The organism is Pseudomonas sp., assembly GCF_048269965.1.
In the GTDB taxonomy this organism is placed as follows: domain Bacteria; phylum Pseudomonadota; class Gammaproteobacteria; order Pseudomonadales; family Pseudomonadaceae; genus Aquipseudomonas.
The window spans coordinates 174,040-189,230 of sequence record NZ_JBLWTV010000006.1; the positions used below are offsets into that span (position 1 = coordinate 174,040).

15 protein-coding genes are annotated in these 15,191 nt (G+C 64.1%); 9 read left to right on the forward strand and 6 right to left on the reverse strand.

Annotated features, from left to right (window positions below):
* Positions 1-132 precede the first annotated feature (132 nt).
* The 3 genes from hda to ACN0X6_RS09580 all read right to left on the reverse strand — a co-directional run bounded on the left by hda (position 133) and on the right by ACN0X6_RS09580 (position 3,039).
* Positions 133-837 (reverse strand): DnaA regulatory inactivator Hda, encoded by a 705-nt coding sequence (gene hda / locus ACN0X6_RS09570; RefSeq protein WP_417703481.1) that lies wholly within the window; start codon positions 835-837, stop codon positions 133-135.
* Complete coding sequence (locus ACN0X6_RS09575) at positions 834-1,925, reverse strand: AI-2E family transporter (RefSeq protein ID WP_417703482.1); 1,092 nt, start codon at positions 1,923-1,925, stop codon at positions 834-836. Before ACN0X6_RS09575 ends, hda begins: the two co-directional genes overlap by 4 nt.
* Positions 1,926-1,998: 73 nt before the next feature.
* Positions 1,999-3,039, reverse strand: coding sequence for a DUF2066 domain-containing protein (locus ACN0X6_RS09580; protein ID WP_417703484.1), 1,041 nt, complete (start codon positions 3,037-3,039; stop codon positions 1,999-2,001).
* A 247-nt stretch (positions 3,040-3,286) separates the two neighbouring features.
* Between ACN0X6_RS09580 and purM the strand changes: the two genes are divergently transcribed.
* From purM to ACN0X6_RS09595, 3 genes are read left to right on the forward strand one after another with little or no spacing between them, the layout of a single operon-like run.
* Positions 3,287-4,345: a phosphoribosylformylglycinamidine cyclo-ligase gene (purM, locus tag ACN0X6_RS09585; RefSeq protein WP_417703486.1), complete on the forward strand. Its 1,059-nt coding sequence runs from the start codon at positions 3,287-3,289 to the stop codon at positions 4,343-4,345.
* The gene (gene purN / locus ACN0X6_RS09590) at positions 4,345-4,989 is read left to right on the forward strand and encodes a phosphoribosylglycinamide formyltransferase (RefSeq protein WP_417703488.1); all 645 of its coding nucleotides are present in this window, start codon (positions 4,345-4,347) and stop codon (positions 4,987-4,989) included. The genes purM and purN overlap by 1 nt, the downstream gene beginning before the upstream one ends.
* 8 nt (positions 4,990-4,997) lie before the next feature.
* Complete coding sequence (locus ACN0X6_RS09595; RefSeq protein ID WP_417703490.1) at positions 4,998-5,714, forward strand: DUF3108 domain-containing protein; 717 nt, start codon at positions 4,998-5,000, stop codon at positions 5,712-5,714.
* Between the two features lie 83 nt (positions 5,715-5,797).
* Here the strand turns inward: ACN0X6_RS09595 and ACN0X6_RS09600 are convergent, their stop codons facing one another.
* Positions 5,798-7,006, reverse strand: coding sequence for an ammonium transporter (locus ACN0X6_RS09600; RefSeq protein ID WP_417703492.1), 1,209 nt, complete (start codon positions 7,004-7,006; stop codon positions 5,798-5,800).
* Between the two features lie 468 nt (positions 7,007-7,474).
* Here ACN0X6_RS09600 and ACN0X6_RS09605 point away from each other — a divergent pair, with 468 nt between their 5' ends.
* The 5 genes from ACN0X6_RS09605 to ACN0X6_RS09625 all read left to right on the forward strand — a co-directional run bounded on the left by ACN0X6_RS09605 (position 7,475) and on the right by ACN0X6_RS09625 (position 10,762).
* Complete coding sequence (locus ACN0X6_RS09605; RefSeq protein ID WP_003461988.1) at positions 7,475-7,792, forward strand: DUF883 family protein; 318 nt, start codon at positions 7,475-7,477, stop codon at positions 7,790-7,792.
* 8 nt (positions 7,793-7,800) lie between these two features.
* On the forward strand, positions 7,801-8,160 hold the full coding sequence (locus ACN0X6_RS09610; protein ID WP_417703494.1) for a phage holin family protein: 360 nt from the start codon (positions 7,801-7,803) through the stop codon (positions 8,158-8,160).
* Positions 8,157-8,456, forward strand: a complete 300-nt coding sequence (locus ACN0X6_RS09615) for a hypothetical protein (protein ID WP_192984986.1) — start codon at positions 8,157-8,159, stop codon at positions 8,454-8,456. Before ACN0X6_RS09610 ends, ACN0X6_RS09615 begins: the two co-directional genes overlap by 4 nt.
* A 101-nt stretch (positions 8,457-8,557) precedes the next feature.
* A complete protein-coding gene (locus ACN0X6_RS09620; RefSeq protein ID WP_417703496.1) occupies positions 8,558-9,721 on the forward strand; it encodes an EAL domain-containing protein in 1,164 nt (387 codons plus the stop codon).
* 138 nt (positions 9,722-9,859) lie between these two features.
* Positions 9,860-10,762: a c-type cytochrome domain-containing protein gene (locus ACN0X6_RS09625; RefSeq protein WP_417703498.1), complete on the forward strand. Its 903-nt coding sequence runs from the start codon at positions 9,860-9,862 to the stop codon at positions 10,760-10,762.
* Here ACN0X6_RS09625 and ACN0X6_RS09630 read toward each other — a convergent pair.
* A complete protein-coding gene (locus ACN0X6_RS09630; RefSeq protein ID WP_417703500.1) occupies positions 10,748-11,410 on the reverse strand; it encodes an SCO family protein in 663 nt (220 codons plus the stop codon). The two genes, ACN0X6_RS09625 and ACN0X6_RS09630, sit on opposite strands and share 15 nt — an antisense overlap.
* Positions 11,411-11,428: 18 nt before the next feature.
* Complete coding sequence (locus tag ACN0X6_RS09635) at positions 11,429-13,234, reverse strand: multicopper oxidase family protein (RefSeq protein ID WP_417703502.1); 1,806 nt, start codon at positions 13,232-13,234, stop codon at positions 11,429-11,431.
* 614 nt (positions 13,235-13,848) lie between these two features.
* On the opposite strand from ACN0X6_RS09635, the gene ACN0X6_RS09640 reads away from it, so the two are divergent.
* The gene (locus ACN0X6_RS09640) at positions 13,849-15,180 is read left to right on the forward strand and encodes a deoxyguanosinetriphosphate triphosphohydrolase (RefSeq protein ID WP_417703504.1); all 1,332 of its coding nucleotides are present in this window, start codon (positions 13,849-13,851) and stop codon (positions 15,178-15,180) included.
* Positions 15,181-15,191 lie beyond the last annotated feature (11 nt).

The following is a 15,191-nucleotide window of genomic DNA, read 5'->3' on the forward strand; positions in this document are numbered from 1 at the left end:
TTATTGGTGCGCACGGCACACCCGACATGTTGCGTCGTAGGGTGCGTCGTGCGCACCGAGGGCCGCTCGGACGCTGAATCGGCCATGTAATGGGGCTTGGGGACAGGCAGAGCGACGCGTATTGGCTTGCCGCTACCAGCCCAGGGTTTCCTTGAGAAAGGGAATGGTCAGCTTGCGCTGGGCCTGCAGCGAGGCCTGATCCAGGCGCTCCAGCAGCTCGAACAGCGCGCTCATGCTGCGTTCACCACGGGTGAGGATGAAGCGGCCAACCTCGTCGCTCATCTGCAGACCACGACGCGAGGCACGCAGCTGCAGGGCGCGCAGCTTGTCTTCGTCGGACAGCTCGTGCAGCTGGAAGACCAGCGAAAGGGTCAACCGCGACTTCAGATCGGGCAGTTGAATCGGCAACTCGCGCGGCGACATGGTGCCGGCCAGCAACAGACGCCGGCCGCTGTCGCGCAGACGGTTGAACAGGTGGAACAAACCCTCCTCCCAATCGCTGCGCCCAGCCACTGCATCGAGATCATCGAGGCAGACCAGCTCACACAATTCAAGGTTGTCGAGAAGCTCCGGGCCATGCTGCACCACCTCGCCAAGCGGCAGGTACACCACCGCTTCGCCGCGCTGCTCGAAGCGCAGGCAGGCGGCCTGCAGCAAGTGGCTGCGCCCTGCGCCTTCAGCGCCCCACAGATAGATCAGGCTTTCCGTCCAGCCGGCATCGGCCTCGCACAGACGCTCGACATAGCCCAAAGCCGCGGCATTGGCGCCGGGGTAGTAGTTGGCGAAGGTGGCGTCGTCACGCAGACGCACCCCCAGAGGCAGCTGGATTGGTTTCATGCAGGGCTCGGCGGTTCGTCAGAACCGCTGTTGGACTCTCCGTAAAGACCGGAAAGTTTATACAAATCATGGGCATGGCGCAGCAGAACCATGATCACAGCGGCAACCGGCAGGGCCAGCAGCACGCCGGTGAAGCCAAACAGCTGGCCGCCAGCGAGGATGGCGAAGATCACCGCGACCGGGTGCAAACCGATGCGATCGCCCACCAGCATGGGCGTCAGGACCATGCCTTCGAGCAGTTGGCCGATCATGAACACCACACCGATGCCGATCAGCGGATAGGGCTCGAGACCGAACTGGAACAGCGCAGCGGTCAACGCCGCACCGATGCCGACGATGAAGCCCATGTAGGGCACGATGCTCGCCAGGCCGGCCAGTACGCCGATCAGCAACCCCAGCTCCAACCCCACCAGCATCAGGCCAGAGGCGTAGATGATGCTCAGCGCCAGCATTACCAGCAATTGGCCGCGCAGGAAGGCACCGAGCACCTCGTGGCATTCGCCAGTCAGCTTGACTATCAACCCTTCGCGCTGGCGCGGCAGCAGGCGACGCAGGCGCTCGACAAGCACATCCCAGTCGCGCATCAGGTAGAAGCTCACCACCGGAATCAGCAGCAGGTTGCCCAGCCAGGCCAGTAGCGCCAGGCCCGAGGACGTGGCCTGAGCCAGCACCATCTTGAGCACATCGGTGGTCTTGCCGATGTTATCGGCGAAGACCTGCTTGAGCTGGTCGACCTGCAGCAGGTCATCCTGCAACCCCAGATGTGATTGCGACCAGGGCAACGCCGTACTCTGCAGCCAGTCGAGCATTTCCGGCGCCAGCTGGTACAGACGCACCAGCTGTCGTCCCAGCATGGGCACCAGCACCAGCAACAGGATCAGCAGCACCAGCGCGAACAGCGTGAACACCACCACCACGCCGCCAGTGCGCGACAGGCGGTGCCGCTCGAGGCGGTCGACCAGCGGATCGCCCAGATAGGCCAGCAGGATGCCGATCAGGAACGGGGAAAGGATCGGGTGCAGCAGATACAGCAGCCAGCCAAGCAGAAACAGCCCAGCCATCCATAGCCAACGGGTGGAATCGGTCATGCTCGCGTCCTCGGTGCGAAACGGCGCCAGGAAGGCGCCGCAGAACTGGGCAGTGGTCTAGCCGACGGGGATTCTACCAGCGAAAGCGCAACTGATCGGTGCGCGGTTTCACCTGCGGAGCCTCGGTTGCAGCGGCCTGCGGATTCTCTACCGGCTCAGCGGCATCGAGCGGCTCACTGACTTCCTGCATCTGCCCCAATGCCAGTTGTGCACGCAGTTGCTCCGGGCTGGCGCTGACCTGATAGACCAGGCGCTGGCCGTCGATCTCCTGCAAACGCGCGGCGAAGGGTTCGAGCAAGCGCTCCAGCGCCGCGAAACGCCCCAGATCAGCACCTTCGATCACCAGCGTCAGGCTTTGCGCCGCACCAGGCTTGACCAGAAAACGCGGAGCCAGGCGCTCGGCCACCGCCAGCAGCACTGCATCGGCCAGCGCAGCCTGATCGGCGCCTTCGGCCTTGCCCTGTTCACGCTCGTCGCCCAGCCACAGGCGCCAGGTAGCCTGCCAGTTACCGCTGCTCTCGGTCGCCTGCACGGCCAGCAAGGCATCGGCGCCATAGCGCTCGGAGGCCTCGCGCAGTGCCTGTGGGTCATTGGCCAGCAGCGCGTCGGCATTGCCCAGCGCTTGCTCGCTCAGGTCCGCCAGCGGCAGACGCAGCGGCAGGCCACGATGCTGAGCAGCATCGCGCAGCAACGCCGATGCACTCTGGCTTTCGCCAACCAGTTGGCTGCCTTCCGGCGATTCGTTGAGCCACCAGGTGAGGATGGCCGGACGGTTGGCGCCCCACAGGGCCAGGCCTGCCTGACGCAGCTGCTGATCGGTGCTGGCCGGATCGAACTCGACCAACAGCGCGTCGCCTTCATAGCCGTACTGACTGACGATCTGTTGCGGGTCCTTGCGCAGACCTTCCAGCCCGGCGCTCTGCAGCGCCTTGGCATCACCGGTCAAACGCAGCACCAGAGTCTGCAAGACCTTCTGCATGGCCGCGTCACGGCTTTCCGGCTGCTGATCCGCCACGGGTTCACGCACCTGATAAAGACCGGTAACCGGCGCGGCCAATGCCGGCAGGCTCAAGAGCGACAGACAAAAGAACAGCAGACGGATGGGCAAACGCATTGGGGCGGACTCTCGCAAGGGATGGCTGCACGGAGGGCGGCCACAAAGGCCTATACCTTAAACAGCCGCTCAAGCCCCGGCAACCAGAGCCCGTGCCTGCGACGAAGCGCATGCACGCGAGTGGCCGCTACCGGGCAAGCCTGATAAAATCGCGCGCCTTCGCCAGCCGGTACGCGCGCCGGGCTCCTTGGATGAGCCTGCGCCACGTCGGCGCCTACACGAACTCCCCATCCAAAGGCCCGGATCTATGAGCAAGCAACCCTCCATCAGCTACAAGGACGCAGGCGTCGACATCGATGCCGGTGAAGCCCTGGTCGAGCGCATCAAGGGCGTGGCCAAGCGCACTGCGCGTCCGGAAGTCATGGGTGGCCTGGGCGGCTTCGGCGCCCTGTGCGAGATCCCGGCCGGCTACAAGCAACCCGTCCTGGTGTCCGGCACCGATGGCGTCGGCACCAAGCTGCGCCTGGCGCTGAATCTGAACAAGCACGACAGCATCGGCCAGGATCTGGTCGCCATGTGCGTCAACGACCTGGTGGTCTGCGGCGCCGAACCGCTGTTCTTCCTCGACTACTACGCCACCGGCAAGCTCAACGTCGATGTGGCCGCCACCGTGGTCACCGGCATCGGCGCAGGCTGCGAACTGGCTGGCTGCTCTCTGGTCGGTGGTGAAACCGCCGAGATGCCGGGCATGTACGAAGGCGAGGACTACGACCTGGCCGGTTTCTGCGTTGGCGTGGTGGAGAAGAGCGAAATCATCGACGGCTCCAAGGTCGTCACTGGCGACGCCCTGATTGCCCTGCCCTCCTCCGGCCCGCACTCCAACGGTTACTCGTTGATCCGCAAGATCATCGAAGTCTCCGGCGCCGACATCGAGCAGGTGCAACTGGATGGCAAGGCCCTGGCCGACCTGCTGATGGCGCCGACCCGCATCTACGTCAAGCCGCTGCTCAAGCTGATCAAGGACACCGGCGCGGTCAAGGCCATGGCCCACATCACCGGCGGCGGCCTGCTGGACAACATCCCGCGCGTACTGCCGCAGGGCGCCCAAGCGGTGATCGACGTCGCCAGCTGGAATCGCCCGGCCGTGTTCGACTGGCTGCAGGAACAAGGCAATGTCGACGAGCACGAAATGCACCGCGTTCTGAACTGCGGTGTCGGCATGGTCATCTGCGTCGCTCAGGATCAGGTCGAAACCGCCCTGGCCAGCCTGCGTGCCAGCGGCGAGCAACCCTGGGTCATCGGCCAGATCACCGCAGCGGCAGAAGGTGCAGCCCAGGTTCAGTTGAACAACCTGAAAGCCCACTGATGTCCTGCAATGTCGTCGTCCTGATCTCCGGGTCAGGCAGCAACCTGCAAGCGCTGATCGACAGCGTCGCCCACGACGGCAATCCGGCCCGCATCGCCGCGGTTATCTGCAACCGCGCCGGTGCCTATGGCCTGGAGCGGGCGAAACAGGCCGCAATCGCCACCGAACTGCTTGACCACAAGCAGTTCGACGGCCGCGAAGCCTTCGATGCCGCGCTGATCCAGGCCATCGACGCCCACCAGCCTGATCTGGTGGTGCTGGCCGGTTTCATGCGCATCCTCACGCCAGGCTTCGTTCAGCATTACTCAGGCCGCCTGCTGAATATCCATCCCTCACTGCTGCCCAGGCACAAAGGCCTGCACACCCATCAGCGGGCTCTCGAAGCCGGCGACAGCGAGCACGGCTGCAGCGTGCACTTCGTCACCGAGGAACTCGATGGTGGCCCTCTGGTCGTACAAGCTGTGCTGCCGGTCATGGCAGACGACACGGCCGAAAGCCTTGCGCGCCGCGTGCATCAGCAGGAACACCAGATCTATCCGCTGGCCGTACGCTGGTTTGCCGAAGGCCGCTTGCGTCTTGGCGCCCAAGGCGCAATGCTGGATGGCCAGCCGCTGCCCGCCAGCGGCCACCTGATTCGAACCTAGGAGACTCTATGCGTCGTGCCCTGCTGTTCGCCCTGACACTGTTCAGCCTGCCCGCCCTTGCCGAGGATCTGCAGCCCTTCTCCGCCAGCTACACCGCGGACTGGAAGCAGTTGCCGGTCAGTGGCAGCGCCGAGCGTAGCCTCAAGCGCGAAGATGACGGCCGCTGGACCCTCAACTTCGAAGCCTCGATGCTGGTCGCCGGCCTGACCGAAGAAAGCACCTTCCGGGTCGACAACCAGACCCTGATGCCACTGACCTACCGCCTCAATCGCAGCGGCCTGGGCAAGGGCAAGAAAGTCGAGCAGGACTTCGACTGGGAACAGAAGCAAGTGATCGGCACCGACCGTGGTGACGCCGTGCGCTTCCCGCTCAACCGCGGCCTGCTGGACAAGTCCACCTACCAGATCGCCCTGCAACAGGACGTCGCGGCCGGCAAGAAAAGCGTGAGCTATCAGGTGGTCGACGGTGACGAGATCGAAACCTACGACTTCCGTGTGCTGGGCGAAGAAGTGGTACGCACCAAGGCCGGCCTGATCGACGCAATCAAGGTCGAGCGCGTGCGCGACCCCACGCAGAGCACCCGCAAGACCGTGTTGTGGTTCGCCAAGGACTGGGGCCACCTGCTGGTTCGCCTGCATCAGGTGGAGACCGACGGCAAGGAATACCAGATAATGCTCAAGGAAGGCACCGTCTCCGGCAAACCGGTCGAAGGTCGTCGCGACTGATTGGCAAGCGCACAAAAAACCGGGCCGATGCCCGGTTTTTTATTGCCTGTTCCGGGCACTGGCTGGCAGCACCCGGTAATAGCTCAATCCTGACTCACCGCACCGATCTTGTGGATCGACAGATCGGCGCCGTTGTATTCCTCTTCCTGGCTCAGACGAATGCCCAGAGACGCCTTGAGCAGGCCGTACACCGCAAAGCCACCGACCAGCGCGACCACCACGCCCAGTACAGTACCAATCACCTGACTGACCAGGCTGACGCCCCCCAGGCCACCGAATACCTCGAGGCCGAAGATGCCGCAGGCGATGCCGCCCCAGATGCCGCACAGGCCATGCAGCGGCCAGACGCCCAGCACGTCGTCGATCTTCCACTTCACCTGAGTCGCGGTGAATGCCCAGACGAACAGCGCACCGGCAATCGCGCCAGTGACCAGGGCGCCAATCGGATGCATCAGGTCCGAGCCGGCGCAGATGGCGACCAGACCGGCCAGCGGGCCGTTGTGCAGGAAGCCTGGGTCATTACGCCCCACCAGCAGCGCGGCGACGGTACCGCCGACCATGGCCATCAGCGAGTTGACCGCCACCAGGCCACTGACACCTTCGAGCGTCTGCGCACTCATCACGTTGAAGCCGAACCAGCCGATGATCAGGATCCACGAACCCAGCGCCAGGAATGGAATGTTCGACGGTGCCATGGCCACCAGCTTGCCGTCGCGATAGCGACCATTGCGGCGGCCAAGCAGCAGCACCGCGCCGAAGGCCAGCCAGCCGCCCATGGCATGCACCACCACCGAACCGGCGAAGTCATGGAAGCCGGCACCGAAGCGAGCCTCGAGCCAAGCCTGAAAACCGTAGTTGCCATTCCAGATCATGCCTTCGAAGAAGGGATAGACGAACGCCACGATCAACGCCGTGGCGCATAGCTGCGGACCGAACCTGGCGCGCTCGGCAATACCACCGGAGATGATCGCCGGAATCGCCGCCGCGAAGGTCAGCAGGAAGAAGAACTTCACCAGACCGTAGCCATGGTTCTGCGTCAGCACCGCCGCCGGCTCGAAGAAGTTGATGCCGTAGGCGATCCAGTAGCCGATGAAGAAATACGCCAGGGCGGAGATGGCGAAATCCGAGAGAATCTTCGATAGCGCGTTGACCTGGTTTTTCTGCCGCACCGTTCCCACTTCGAGGAAGGCAAACCCGGCATGCATGGCCAGGACCATGATTGCACCCAGCAGGATGAACAGGGTATTGGAGCCGTGGATCAGCGTGGCCACGGCACTGTTGATGTTTTCCATCGAGAAAGAAAACTCCGGAGGCAGAAGAAAAAGCACCAAACAAAGGCACAAAACCGAAAATGCGCACCACAATGCAGCCAGCGCATGCAGCGCGCCCTCGAAAAGTGCTGTCTGACGGCCCCAAAATAGCGCCACCGAAGACTGACTGATCGATGCTTATTTCTTGTTAATCAAATGGTTATGCGCGAAATTGACCATCCTGAGCCGCACCGAGAAGGCCCCATCACAGGGCATTCTCCGAGCTTCGCGCACCAGCAAAATGCAATCGCTATACCAAGCGCCAAACCAGTCACTTCCCGACTATCAGGCTGCTGAAGAAACCACCTCGCTTTGGCCTCCTGCGTCGCTCTACCTCCTGCATCCATGCAGTCGTCGCCTGGGTCTTTCAGCGGCCTGCTATTCTTGCGGAACCCTCAGGCCGCCGCGCACTCGTAAACAGTACACACTCAACGCAGAGGACTGCTCACCATGCCACGCAAAGCCGCGACTCCAAGCACCAAGGACGCCCTGCTGGATGAATTCCAGGCTCTGGTCAGCGACACCGAGAAGCTCCTGCAACATTCCGCCAGCCTTGCCGGCGAACAGGCCGAAGCCCTGCGCGATGACATTCGCAGCAGTCTTGACCGTGCCCGTGACACCCTGCACAAGGCCGAGTCCGGCCTGCGCGAGCAGGGCAAGATCGCCGTCGACGCCACTGAGGATTACGTGCACAAGCACCCGTGGCAGGCACTCGGCCTGTCGGCCGCTATCGGCCTGGTGCTGGGCCTGCTGATCAGCCGCCGTTGACAGCGCCAATGTCCAACGGCCCCTCGCCACGGCGCCTGGGCGCGGCCCTGCTGGGCCTGCTCCAGGGCCATGTAGCGCTGCTGGCCCATGAACTCGAAGACCAACGAAACCAGGCACTGCGCGCGCTGCTCCTCGGCGGCCTGTGCCTGGCCTTCGCCCTGCTCCTGCTGATAGGTCTGTCCGCTCTGCTGCTGATCCTCTACTGGGATACTCACCGCCTGGCAGTCGCCACCGGCCTGTGCCTGTTTTACGGTGTGGGCCTGCTCGGTTGCGGCGCCTGGCTGCTGACCAGCCTGCGCAACGCCGAAGCGCCGTTCAGCGCCAGCCTGGAAGAACTGCAACGCGACCGCGAGCAACTGCTGCCATGACCCCTACCCTGCCCCCAGGCGCCTCGCGCCGTGAGTTGCGCAAAGCCGTGCTGCGCATGCGTCTGGAGATGCATCGCCAGGAACTGCGTCATGAAATGCTGCAGATCAGCCAGCCACTCAAACAGGTACGCGAGTACGGACAACGCCTGCGCCAGGGCAATGCACCCTTTTTGCTCACGGGCGGCGCACTGGCACTGGCCGGACTGCTCGGTGGCAAGCGCGGTTGGCGTCGCTGGCTGCGCCTGGCATTGATCATTGCACCGCTACTTCGGCGCCGGCAAAGCGGCATCGACTGAAGTGGAAGCTGGTCTAGACCTGGGCTGGCCGCGATCTTGCTAGGTTGAGCCACTCTGCCACCATCTGGTGGCTCAACCGCTGAGCGCTAAGGACATCCCAGGTGATCGACGGACTGCCTTTTGCCGTCTTCCAACCCTTCATCGACACCGCCACCGGCCGCATCGCCGGTGTCGAGGCGCTGGCTCGGCTGCGCGATGCCAACGGCCAGGCACACTCGGCCGGGCCGCTTTTCGCTGATCCGAAAACCCCGCCCGCCGCTCTGCGCCGCCTTGACCGGCACGTGCGCGAAGATGCCCTGCAGCGCGTCCATCAGGCCCCTGCGGACTGGTTCCTGAGCCTGAACATTTCACCACGCTGGATCAGCCGCCTGCGCCCGGCGCAACCACTGCCCAGCCTGATTCAACTGCAGCGCAGCGGTATCGACCCGGCACGCATCGTCTTCGAGATCACCGAGCTGGGCGGTGCCAGTCAGCGCCTGCCTGACGTGGTGGCGCGCTACCGTGAGGCCGGAGCACGCATCGCCATCGACGATTTCGGCGCTGGCTATTCGCAGCTCGACCGCGTGCTGGCACTGCAACCGGACATCCTCAAGCTGGACATGCGCCTGTTTCAGGAAGCCGCTCGCGGCGGCCCTAGCGGCGAAGTGGTCAAGGCCCTGGCACAGATGGCCGAGAAGACCGGTTGCTGGATCATCGCCGAAGGGGTGGAAACCGAAGCCGAGCTGAACTTCGCCCTCGAGTGCGGCGCCCGTTACGTCCAGGGGTTCCTGTTCGCCAGGCCGGAAGAAGAGCTGTTCGCCAGCGACGCCTTCGTCGGCCGTTTCGCGCGCCTACGCGACAGCTACGTACAGCAGAAACTCGCCGAGCGCGCGCGCCTGGTCAGCCTGCGCCAGCAACTGGCCGAGTTGATGTCCGAACTCAGGTTCTGGGCCGAAAGTGGCGCCCCGGCAACGAGCCTGAACGCGCCGGACAACTATCCCTGGCTGTTGCGCATCTATCAGTGCGACCGCCACGGCACCCAACTCACGCCGAACCTGCAATGGCGCCAGAACATCTGGCAGGCCGATGACCGCTACCTTGGGCATAACTGGTCATGGCGTCCCTACTTCTATCAACTGCTGGCCGAAGGCTGGGAAGAGCGCCGCCTGACGCTCTCCACCACCTACCGCGACGCCACCACCAACCAGTACTGCCTGACGGCGGGCCAGTTCATCGACAACGGTCGTCGCTTGCTGCTGGTGGACATCGACGCCGCCGGTTTCTGAGGACGCAGCTAGGCTTAGCAGCAGGCTATCGGACTTCTCTCGGCACAGTCGAACAAGGCGTTTATCGAATACACCCCTGCCCACGGAAGCCTCGCGCCGAACGACTGAATGATCCTCCCAGTCTCCGAGGCTGCGCTTATGCCCTGGCTAGCCCTGCGCCTGCTCACCCCGCTGCTGCTCAGCGCCAGCGTGCTGGCCGCCGCGTCCCCGACCTACCACGGCGACATCGCTGCGCTACTGGCCAACCGCTGCCTGGTTTGCCACAGCGGCGCGCAGGCCCCGTTGGGCCTGCGCCTGGACAGCCTGGAAAACCTGTTGCGCGGCAGCCAGCGCGGGCCGGTGGTCCACGCTGGCGATGCCGCCGGCAGCGAGCTGCTGCGCCGCCTGACAGGCAGCAGCCAACCACGTATGCCATTGAGCGGCCCGCCCTTCCTCGATGCCGCCGAGATCGCCATGGTCGAACGCTGGATAAACGCCGGCCTGCCAGCAGGCAAGGCAATCGCAACCCGGCCTGCCGCCCCCCTGCCGCCCCCTGACGAGGCGATCGACTACCGTCACGTCGAAGCCATCCTGCTGCGCCGCTGCGCTACCTGCCATTCCGCCAGCGGCCTGATGGGTGCGGCTCCCGAGGGTTATCTGCTGTCGAGCTACGCAGCGACCCTGGCCAGCGACGAGCGCGCCCGCGTGGTGCCCGGCAACCCCGCAGCCAGCGAGCTGGTGCGGCGCATTCGCGGCCAGGCGCGCCCACGCATGCCGTACGACGGTCCTCCCTATCTCACGGATGCGGAAATCGACCTGATCGTGGTCTGGATCGAGCAAGGCGCACGCGATGCTGCCGGACAGCCGGCGCCCGTGCCGGTGGGCGCCAGGGTGCGTCTGCATGGCCGCCTGGATGATGACGGCAAGCTGGACGGTCTGGCGCTGCTGATCGACGCCCGCACGCGCCTGGACGACGCGCCGCGTCCCGGCGCCTACGTGCAGGTACGCGGCCGCCTCGATGCCAGCGGCCGCGTGCGGGCAGAACGTCTACGCCTGCGCTAGCTGCGCGGCAGGCGCCTCACTCGGGCGGTAGGCGGTGTGCACCATCTTGCTGTCGACATGATTGATGGTGGACAGGATCTGCGCGGCATCGGTCAGCGACGGCGCCATGGTCCAGCGGTCCAGGGCGTCGTTGCCGATGCGCAGCATGCCGGTATGGCTGAGGTCGTTGAGGTCCACCACCGGGTCGACGTCATAAAAACCCAGGGCGCGACGCAGTTGCTCGATATCGGCGCGCGCGCCGGTGAGGAACTGCCAGCCCGGACCGATATGGTGGCGCTCGACGTACTCGCGCAGACGCTCGGGGCTGTCCAGCTCCGGCTGCAGCGTCAGCGAATACAGGTGCACATCGCGTCCGACACGTTCACCGAGCATCTCCTGCACCAGGCGCAGGTTGGCGGTGGTGGCCGGGCAGCTGTTGCTGCACTGGGCGTACATCATGTTGATCGCCACCACCTTGCCGCGCACCAGGTCGTCGTAGAAGCGCACTTCACGCCCCTCGTGGGTCAGCAGCGGGACATTGGGAAAGCGCGTGCCGCCCACCCCGGCCAGCGGCGCGGCCGGCTGCTGCAGACTACTGCCCGAGTGCCAGGCGGCCCAACCGAACGCAGCAACGCCAAGCCCTGCCAGCACCTTTCTTCGCGTATTCATGGCAAACCTCCGGCTGGCTCAGACGATGTCCCAACGCAGCATCATGGCGTGGTCTTCGTGGATCAGGTTGTGGCAGTGCATCACGTACTGGCCCTTGTAGTCGCGAAAACGCATCAGCACGCGCAAGACCGTACGGTCGGAGACATTGAATACATCCTTGCGGCCGCGCTCGTGCACCGGGATGACCACGTTGCGGCCATCGGTGGTCTTGCTCAGCAGACGGCCCTCCTCGAAATGGATATGCACAGGGTGATCCCAACCATCATCGACGCTGTACAACTCCCAGATCTCCATGGCTCCCATGGGCACCAGGGCACGCGGAACATTGAGGTTGATGAACTGACCATTGATCGCCCACATGTTCTGTCGGCGCTCGAAGAGGAACCTGCGCACCGGCAGTGCCGCCAGCTGGGCGGTCGTCGGCAAGGGCGGCAGCGGCCGCAGCGTGCTGGGCACCCGGCTCAGATCCTGCTCCGGCGGCTCACGGTCGACCACTATCTTCAGTACCCGCTCGCCTGGCGCCACCACCTGATAGGGCCGACGAGTGTCTTCGGGGCGATGGGTCAGGCGGTTGGCCAGGTACAGCTCAGTGCCCACCGGGTAACGCGAGAAATCCACCACGATATCGGCCCGTTCGGCCACGCCCAGGCGTACGTTGGTCTGGTTGAGCAGTGGTTTTTCCAGCAGGTTGCCGTCGTTGGCGATGTAGGTGAAAGGCTGGACCACGTTGTTCGGCCGCACCAGGTAGAACTGGTAGAAGCGGCTCGGCCCACCGTTGAGCAGGCGCAGGCGGTACTTGCGCCGGGCCACCCGCAGCACCGGCTGGATCTTGCCGTTGACGATGGTCTTGTCACCGAGAATGCCCTCAGGGCTGACCTGGTCGTAGTAGAGGATGCCGTTGGGGTCGAAACGCCGATCGCAGAAGCTCAGCGGGTAGTCGTAGGGATGGCTGGGCAGACGCAAGGCTGCGGGGTTCGGGTCCTTCTCGTTGCCCGAGTCGAGATGATCGAACAGCAGGAAGAAACCCATCAGCCCGCGAACGATGTTGGGCGCGGTGAAGTCCAGGGTATGGTCGTGGTAGAACAGCGTGCCGAGGGCCTCGCGGTAATCGCCGATGCCGTTCTGCAGTTCGTCGTAGCCAGCGTAGATGTTGGAGTAAAGGTGGTCCTTGAAACCGCCCGGCGCAGTCAGGCTGGGCCCGGCCTTGGTGGCGCTGTAGTAGTCGCCGGGAAAGCCGTCACTTTCCGAGCCGACGTGGGCATTGTGCAGGTGGGTGCTGATCTCCGGCGTACCAAAGCCGGTGTGGCTGGCCGGCAAGTCGTTGTAGATGCGGCACATGATCGGGTGGCCGTAGTGCGAGTGCACCACCGGGCTGAGCACGGACAGATCCGCAACGGCGGCCTGGTAGGTCCATATCGGCTGTGGCGGATAGGCCGGATTGAACACCCACCCCTCGCGCTGCGCTGCATGCAGCTCGTAGTGCTCGGCCTGCGGGCCGAACTCGGCCCAGCGCTGATGCGCCGGCCGCCCGGCCTCGCCGGCGACGGTGTTGGCAAGCTCGGTAGGCGGCGGGTTGAGCGTGCTGCCGTAAAGCAGCACGGGCTCGTTGGGCAGAAACTCCTGCCAGGCAATGGTCGGCGGGCTTGGCGGCACCACCGCCTCGCTGCGACTGGGAGCCAGAATCAGTGGCGCGGCGGCCAGCGCCGCACTCCCTTGAAGAAAACTGCGCCGTGATAGCTGTCCAGACGGCGCCAGCTCCCCATCAACAGGACACGCAAGGCTCTGTGCCTCGGCCGGACCCGAGCTGGGCAATATCGGTTTCATGCGGCATCTCCCCGACGCCCGGCTGTCGTTCCTGTGTGCACGCCTTATCCCGCACACGGGCGATATACGCACGTCGTCTGAAAAACGGTCGACTCGACTGAGGCCTCCAGGCCGGGACAACTACCAACGACCAGACAGCCCACAGGGCCAGCACGCCAGAGCGAGTCGACTCGGCTCCAGCAAGGTCGGTGCACGGGAAACAGGCAGATGAACAGTGAAGACGTGGCAACTGCGCCTCGCTGATACGGGGTGCATGGTCCGGCATAACGGCGAGCTGTCCATGACGTTCTCCCTAGCAATTTCTACTACCGGTATGCGGCGCCCTCTCCTTCATCGCACACCGTCAAATAACAAACGATCATGACTATTACTTAAGCCCTCTCATCGCAAACAGTCAAATACTCGTCACTGCATGTATAAGCCTCCAATATGAGCAATAAGTATATACTGAAAAAGCCAATAAATTGACGCACGAATGATTGCCACCCTTCTCCAACGCGCACCGAATGCAGCCACACCCCCAGAGCCATGCCAACATGGCGCAGCCCCGGGTTGCGCAGCGCGGCGCGAACGCCGAAGCTAGGAAGCCTGGATCAACTTGGCGAGGATCAGCCTTGGATTGGCACACCCTGCTTACCCGCGAACGTCTCGGCAAACCTGCGCCCGGCTCGGCAGAGCTGGGCCGCAGCCCCTTCCACAAGGATCATGACCGCATCATCTTCTCGGGTGCGTTCCGCCGCCTCGGGCGCAAGACGCAGGTGCACCCGGTGTCGAGCAACGACCATATCCACACCCGCCTGACCCATTCGCTGGAAGTCAGCTGCGTCGGCCGCTCGCTGGCCATGCGCGTCGGTGAGATGTTGCGTGACGACCTGCCGCACTGGTGCACGCCGAGCGACCTGGGCATGGTGGTGCAGTCCGCCTGCCTGGCCCACGATATCGGCAACCCGCCGTTCGGCCACTCCGGCGAAGACGCCATCCGCCACTGGTTTCAGCAGGCCGCCGGGCGTGGCTGGCTGGATGCGATGAGCGACGCCGAACGCGGCGACTTTCTCAATTTCGAAGGCAATGCCCAGGGTTTTCGTGTGCTCACCCAGCTGGAATACCACCAGTTCGACGGCGGCACACGGCTGACCTACGCCACCCTCGGCACCTACCTCAAATACCCCTGGACGGCCCGCCACGCGGATGCACAGGGCTACAAGAAGCACAAATTCGGCTGCTACCAGAGCGAGTTGCCGCTGCTCGAACAGATCGCCGCCAAGCTCGAACTGCCGCAACTGGAAACGCAGCGCTGGGCGCGTCACCCGCTGGTCTATCTGATGGAGGCGGCGGACGACATCTGCTACGGCCTGATCGATCTGGAAGATGGCGTGGAGATGGAGCTGCTCGACTACACCGAAGTCGAGGCACTGCTACTCGATCTGGTAGGCGATGACCTGCCGGAAACCTATCGCCAGCTCGGCCCCAAAGACTCGCGCCGGCGCAAGCTGGCGATCCTGCGCGGCAAGGCCATCGAACACCTGACCAACGCGGCCGCCAGCGCTTTCGTCGAGCAGCAGCACGCCCTCCTTGGCGGCGGCCTGCAGGGCGATCTGGTCGAACACATGCATGGCGCCGCCAAGCACTGTGTACAGAGCGCGAAGTCACTGGCGCGCGAGAAGATCTTCCACGACAAGCGCAAGACCTTGCATGAGATCGGTGCCTACACCACGCTGGAGATCCTCCTCAACGCCTTCTGCGGTGCGGCACTGGAGCTGCACAGTGGGCGCGCGCTGTCGTTCAAGCACCGGCGCATCCTCGATCTGCTCAGCTACTACGCGCCTGAACCAGGTTGGCCTCTGTATCGCTCGTTCATGCGGGTGATCGATTTCATCGCCGGCATGACGGACAGCTACGCTACGGAGATGGCGAGGGAGATGACCGGCCGTTCGAGCCCGATCTGACGAAAAAGAGC

Excerpts from the sequence above, each read along its gene's own strand:
- hda (WP_417703481.1), bottom strand. The coding sequence starts at position 837 with ATGAAACCAATCCAGCTGCCTCTGGGGGTGCGTCTGCGTGACGACGCC.
- ACN0X6_RS09575 (WP_417703482.1), bottom strand. The coding sequence starts at position 1,925 with ATGACCGATTCCACCCGTTGGCTATGGATGGCTGGGCTGTTTCTGCTT.
- ACN0X6_RS09580 (WP_417703484.1), bottom strand. The coding sequence starts at position 3,039 with ATGCGTTTGCCCATCCGTCTGCTGTTCTTTTGTCTGTCGCTCTTGAGC.
- purM (WP_417703486.1), top strand. The coding sequence starts at position 3,287 with ATGAGCAAGCAACCCTCCATCAGCTACAAGGACGCAGGCGTCGACATC.
- purN (WP_417703488.1), top strand. The coding sequence starts at position 4,345 with ATGTCCTGCAATGTCGTCGTCCTGATCTCCGGGTCAGGCAGCAACCTG.
- ACN0X6_RS09595 (WP_417703490.1), top strand. The coding sequence starts at position 4,998 with ATGCGTCGTGCCCTGCTGTTCGCCCTGACACTGTTCAGCCTGCCCGCC.
- ACN0X6_RS09600 (WP_417703492.1), bottom strand. The coding sequence starts at position 7,006 with ATGGAAAACATCAACAGTGCCGTGGCCACGCTGATCCACGGCTCCAAT.
- ACN0X6_RS09605 (WP_003461988.1), top strand. The coding sequence starts at position 7,475 with ATGCCACGCAAAGCCGCGACTCCAAGCACCAAGGACGCCCTGCTGGAT.
- ACN0X6_RS09610 (WP_417703494.1), top strand. The coding sequence starts at position 7,801 with ATGTCCAACGGCCCCTCGCCACGGCGCCTGGGCGCGGCCCTGCTGGGC.
- ACN0X6_RS09615 (WP_192984986.1), top strand. The coding sequence starts at position 8,157 with ATGACCCCTACCCTGCCCCCAGGCGCCTCGCGCCGTGAGTTGCGCAAA.
- ACN0X6_RS09625 (WP_417703498.1), top strand. The coding sequence starts at position 9,860 with ATGCCCTGGCTAGCCCTGCGCCTGCTCACCCCGCTGCTGCTCAGCGCC.
- ACN0X6_RS09630 (WP_417703500.1), bottom strand. The coding sequence starts at position 11,410 with ATGAATACGCGAAGAAAGGTGCTGGCAGGGCTTGGCGTTGCTGCGTTC.
- ACN0X6_RS09635 (WP_417703502.1), bottom strand. The coding sequence starts at position 13,234 with ATGAAACCGATATTGCCCAGCTCGGGTCCGGCCGAGGCACAGAGCCTT.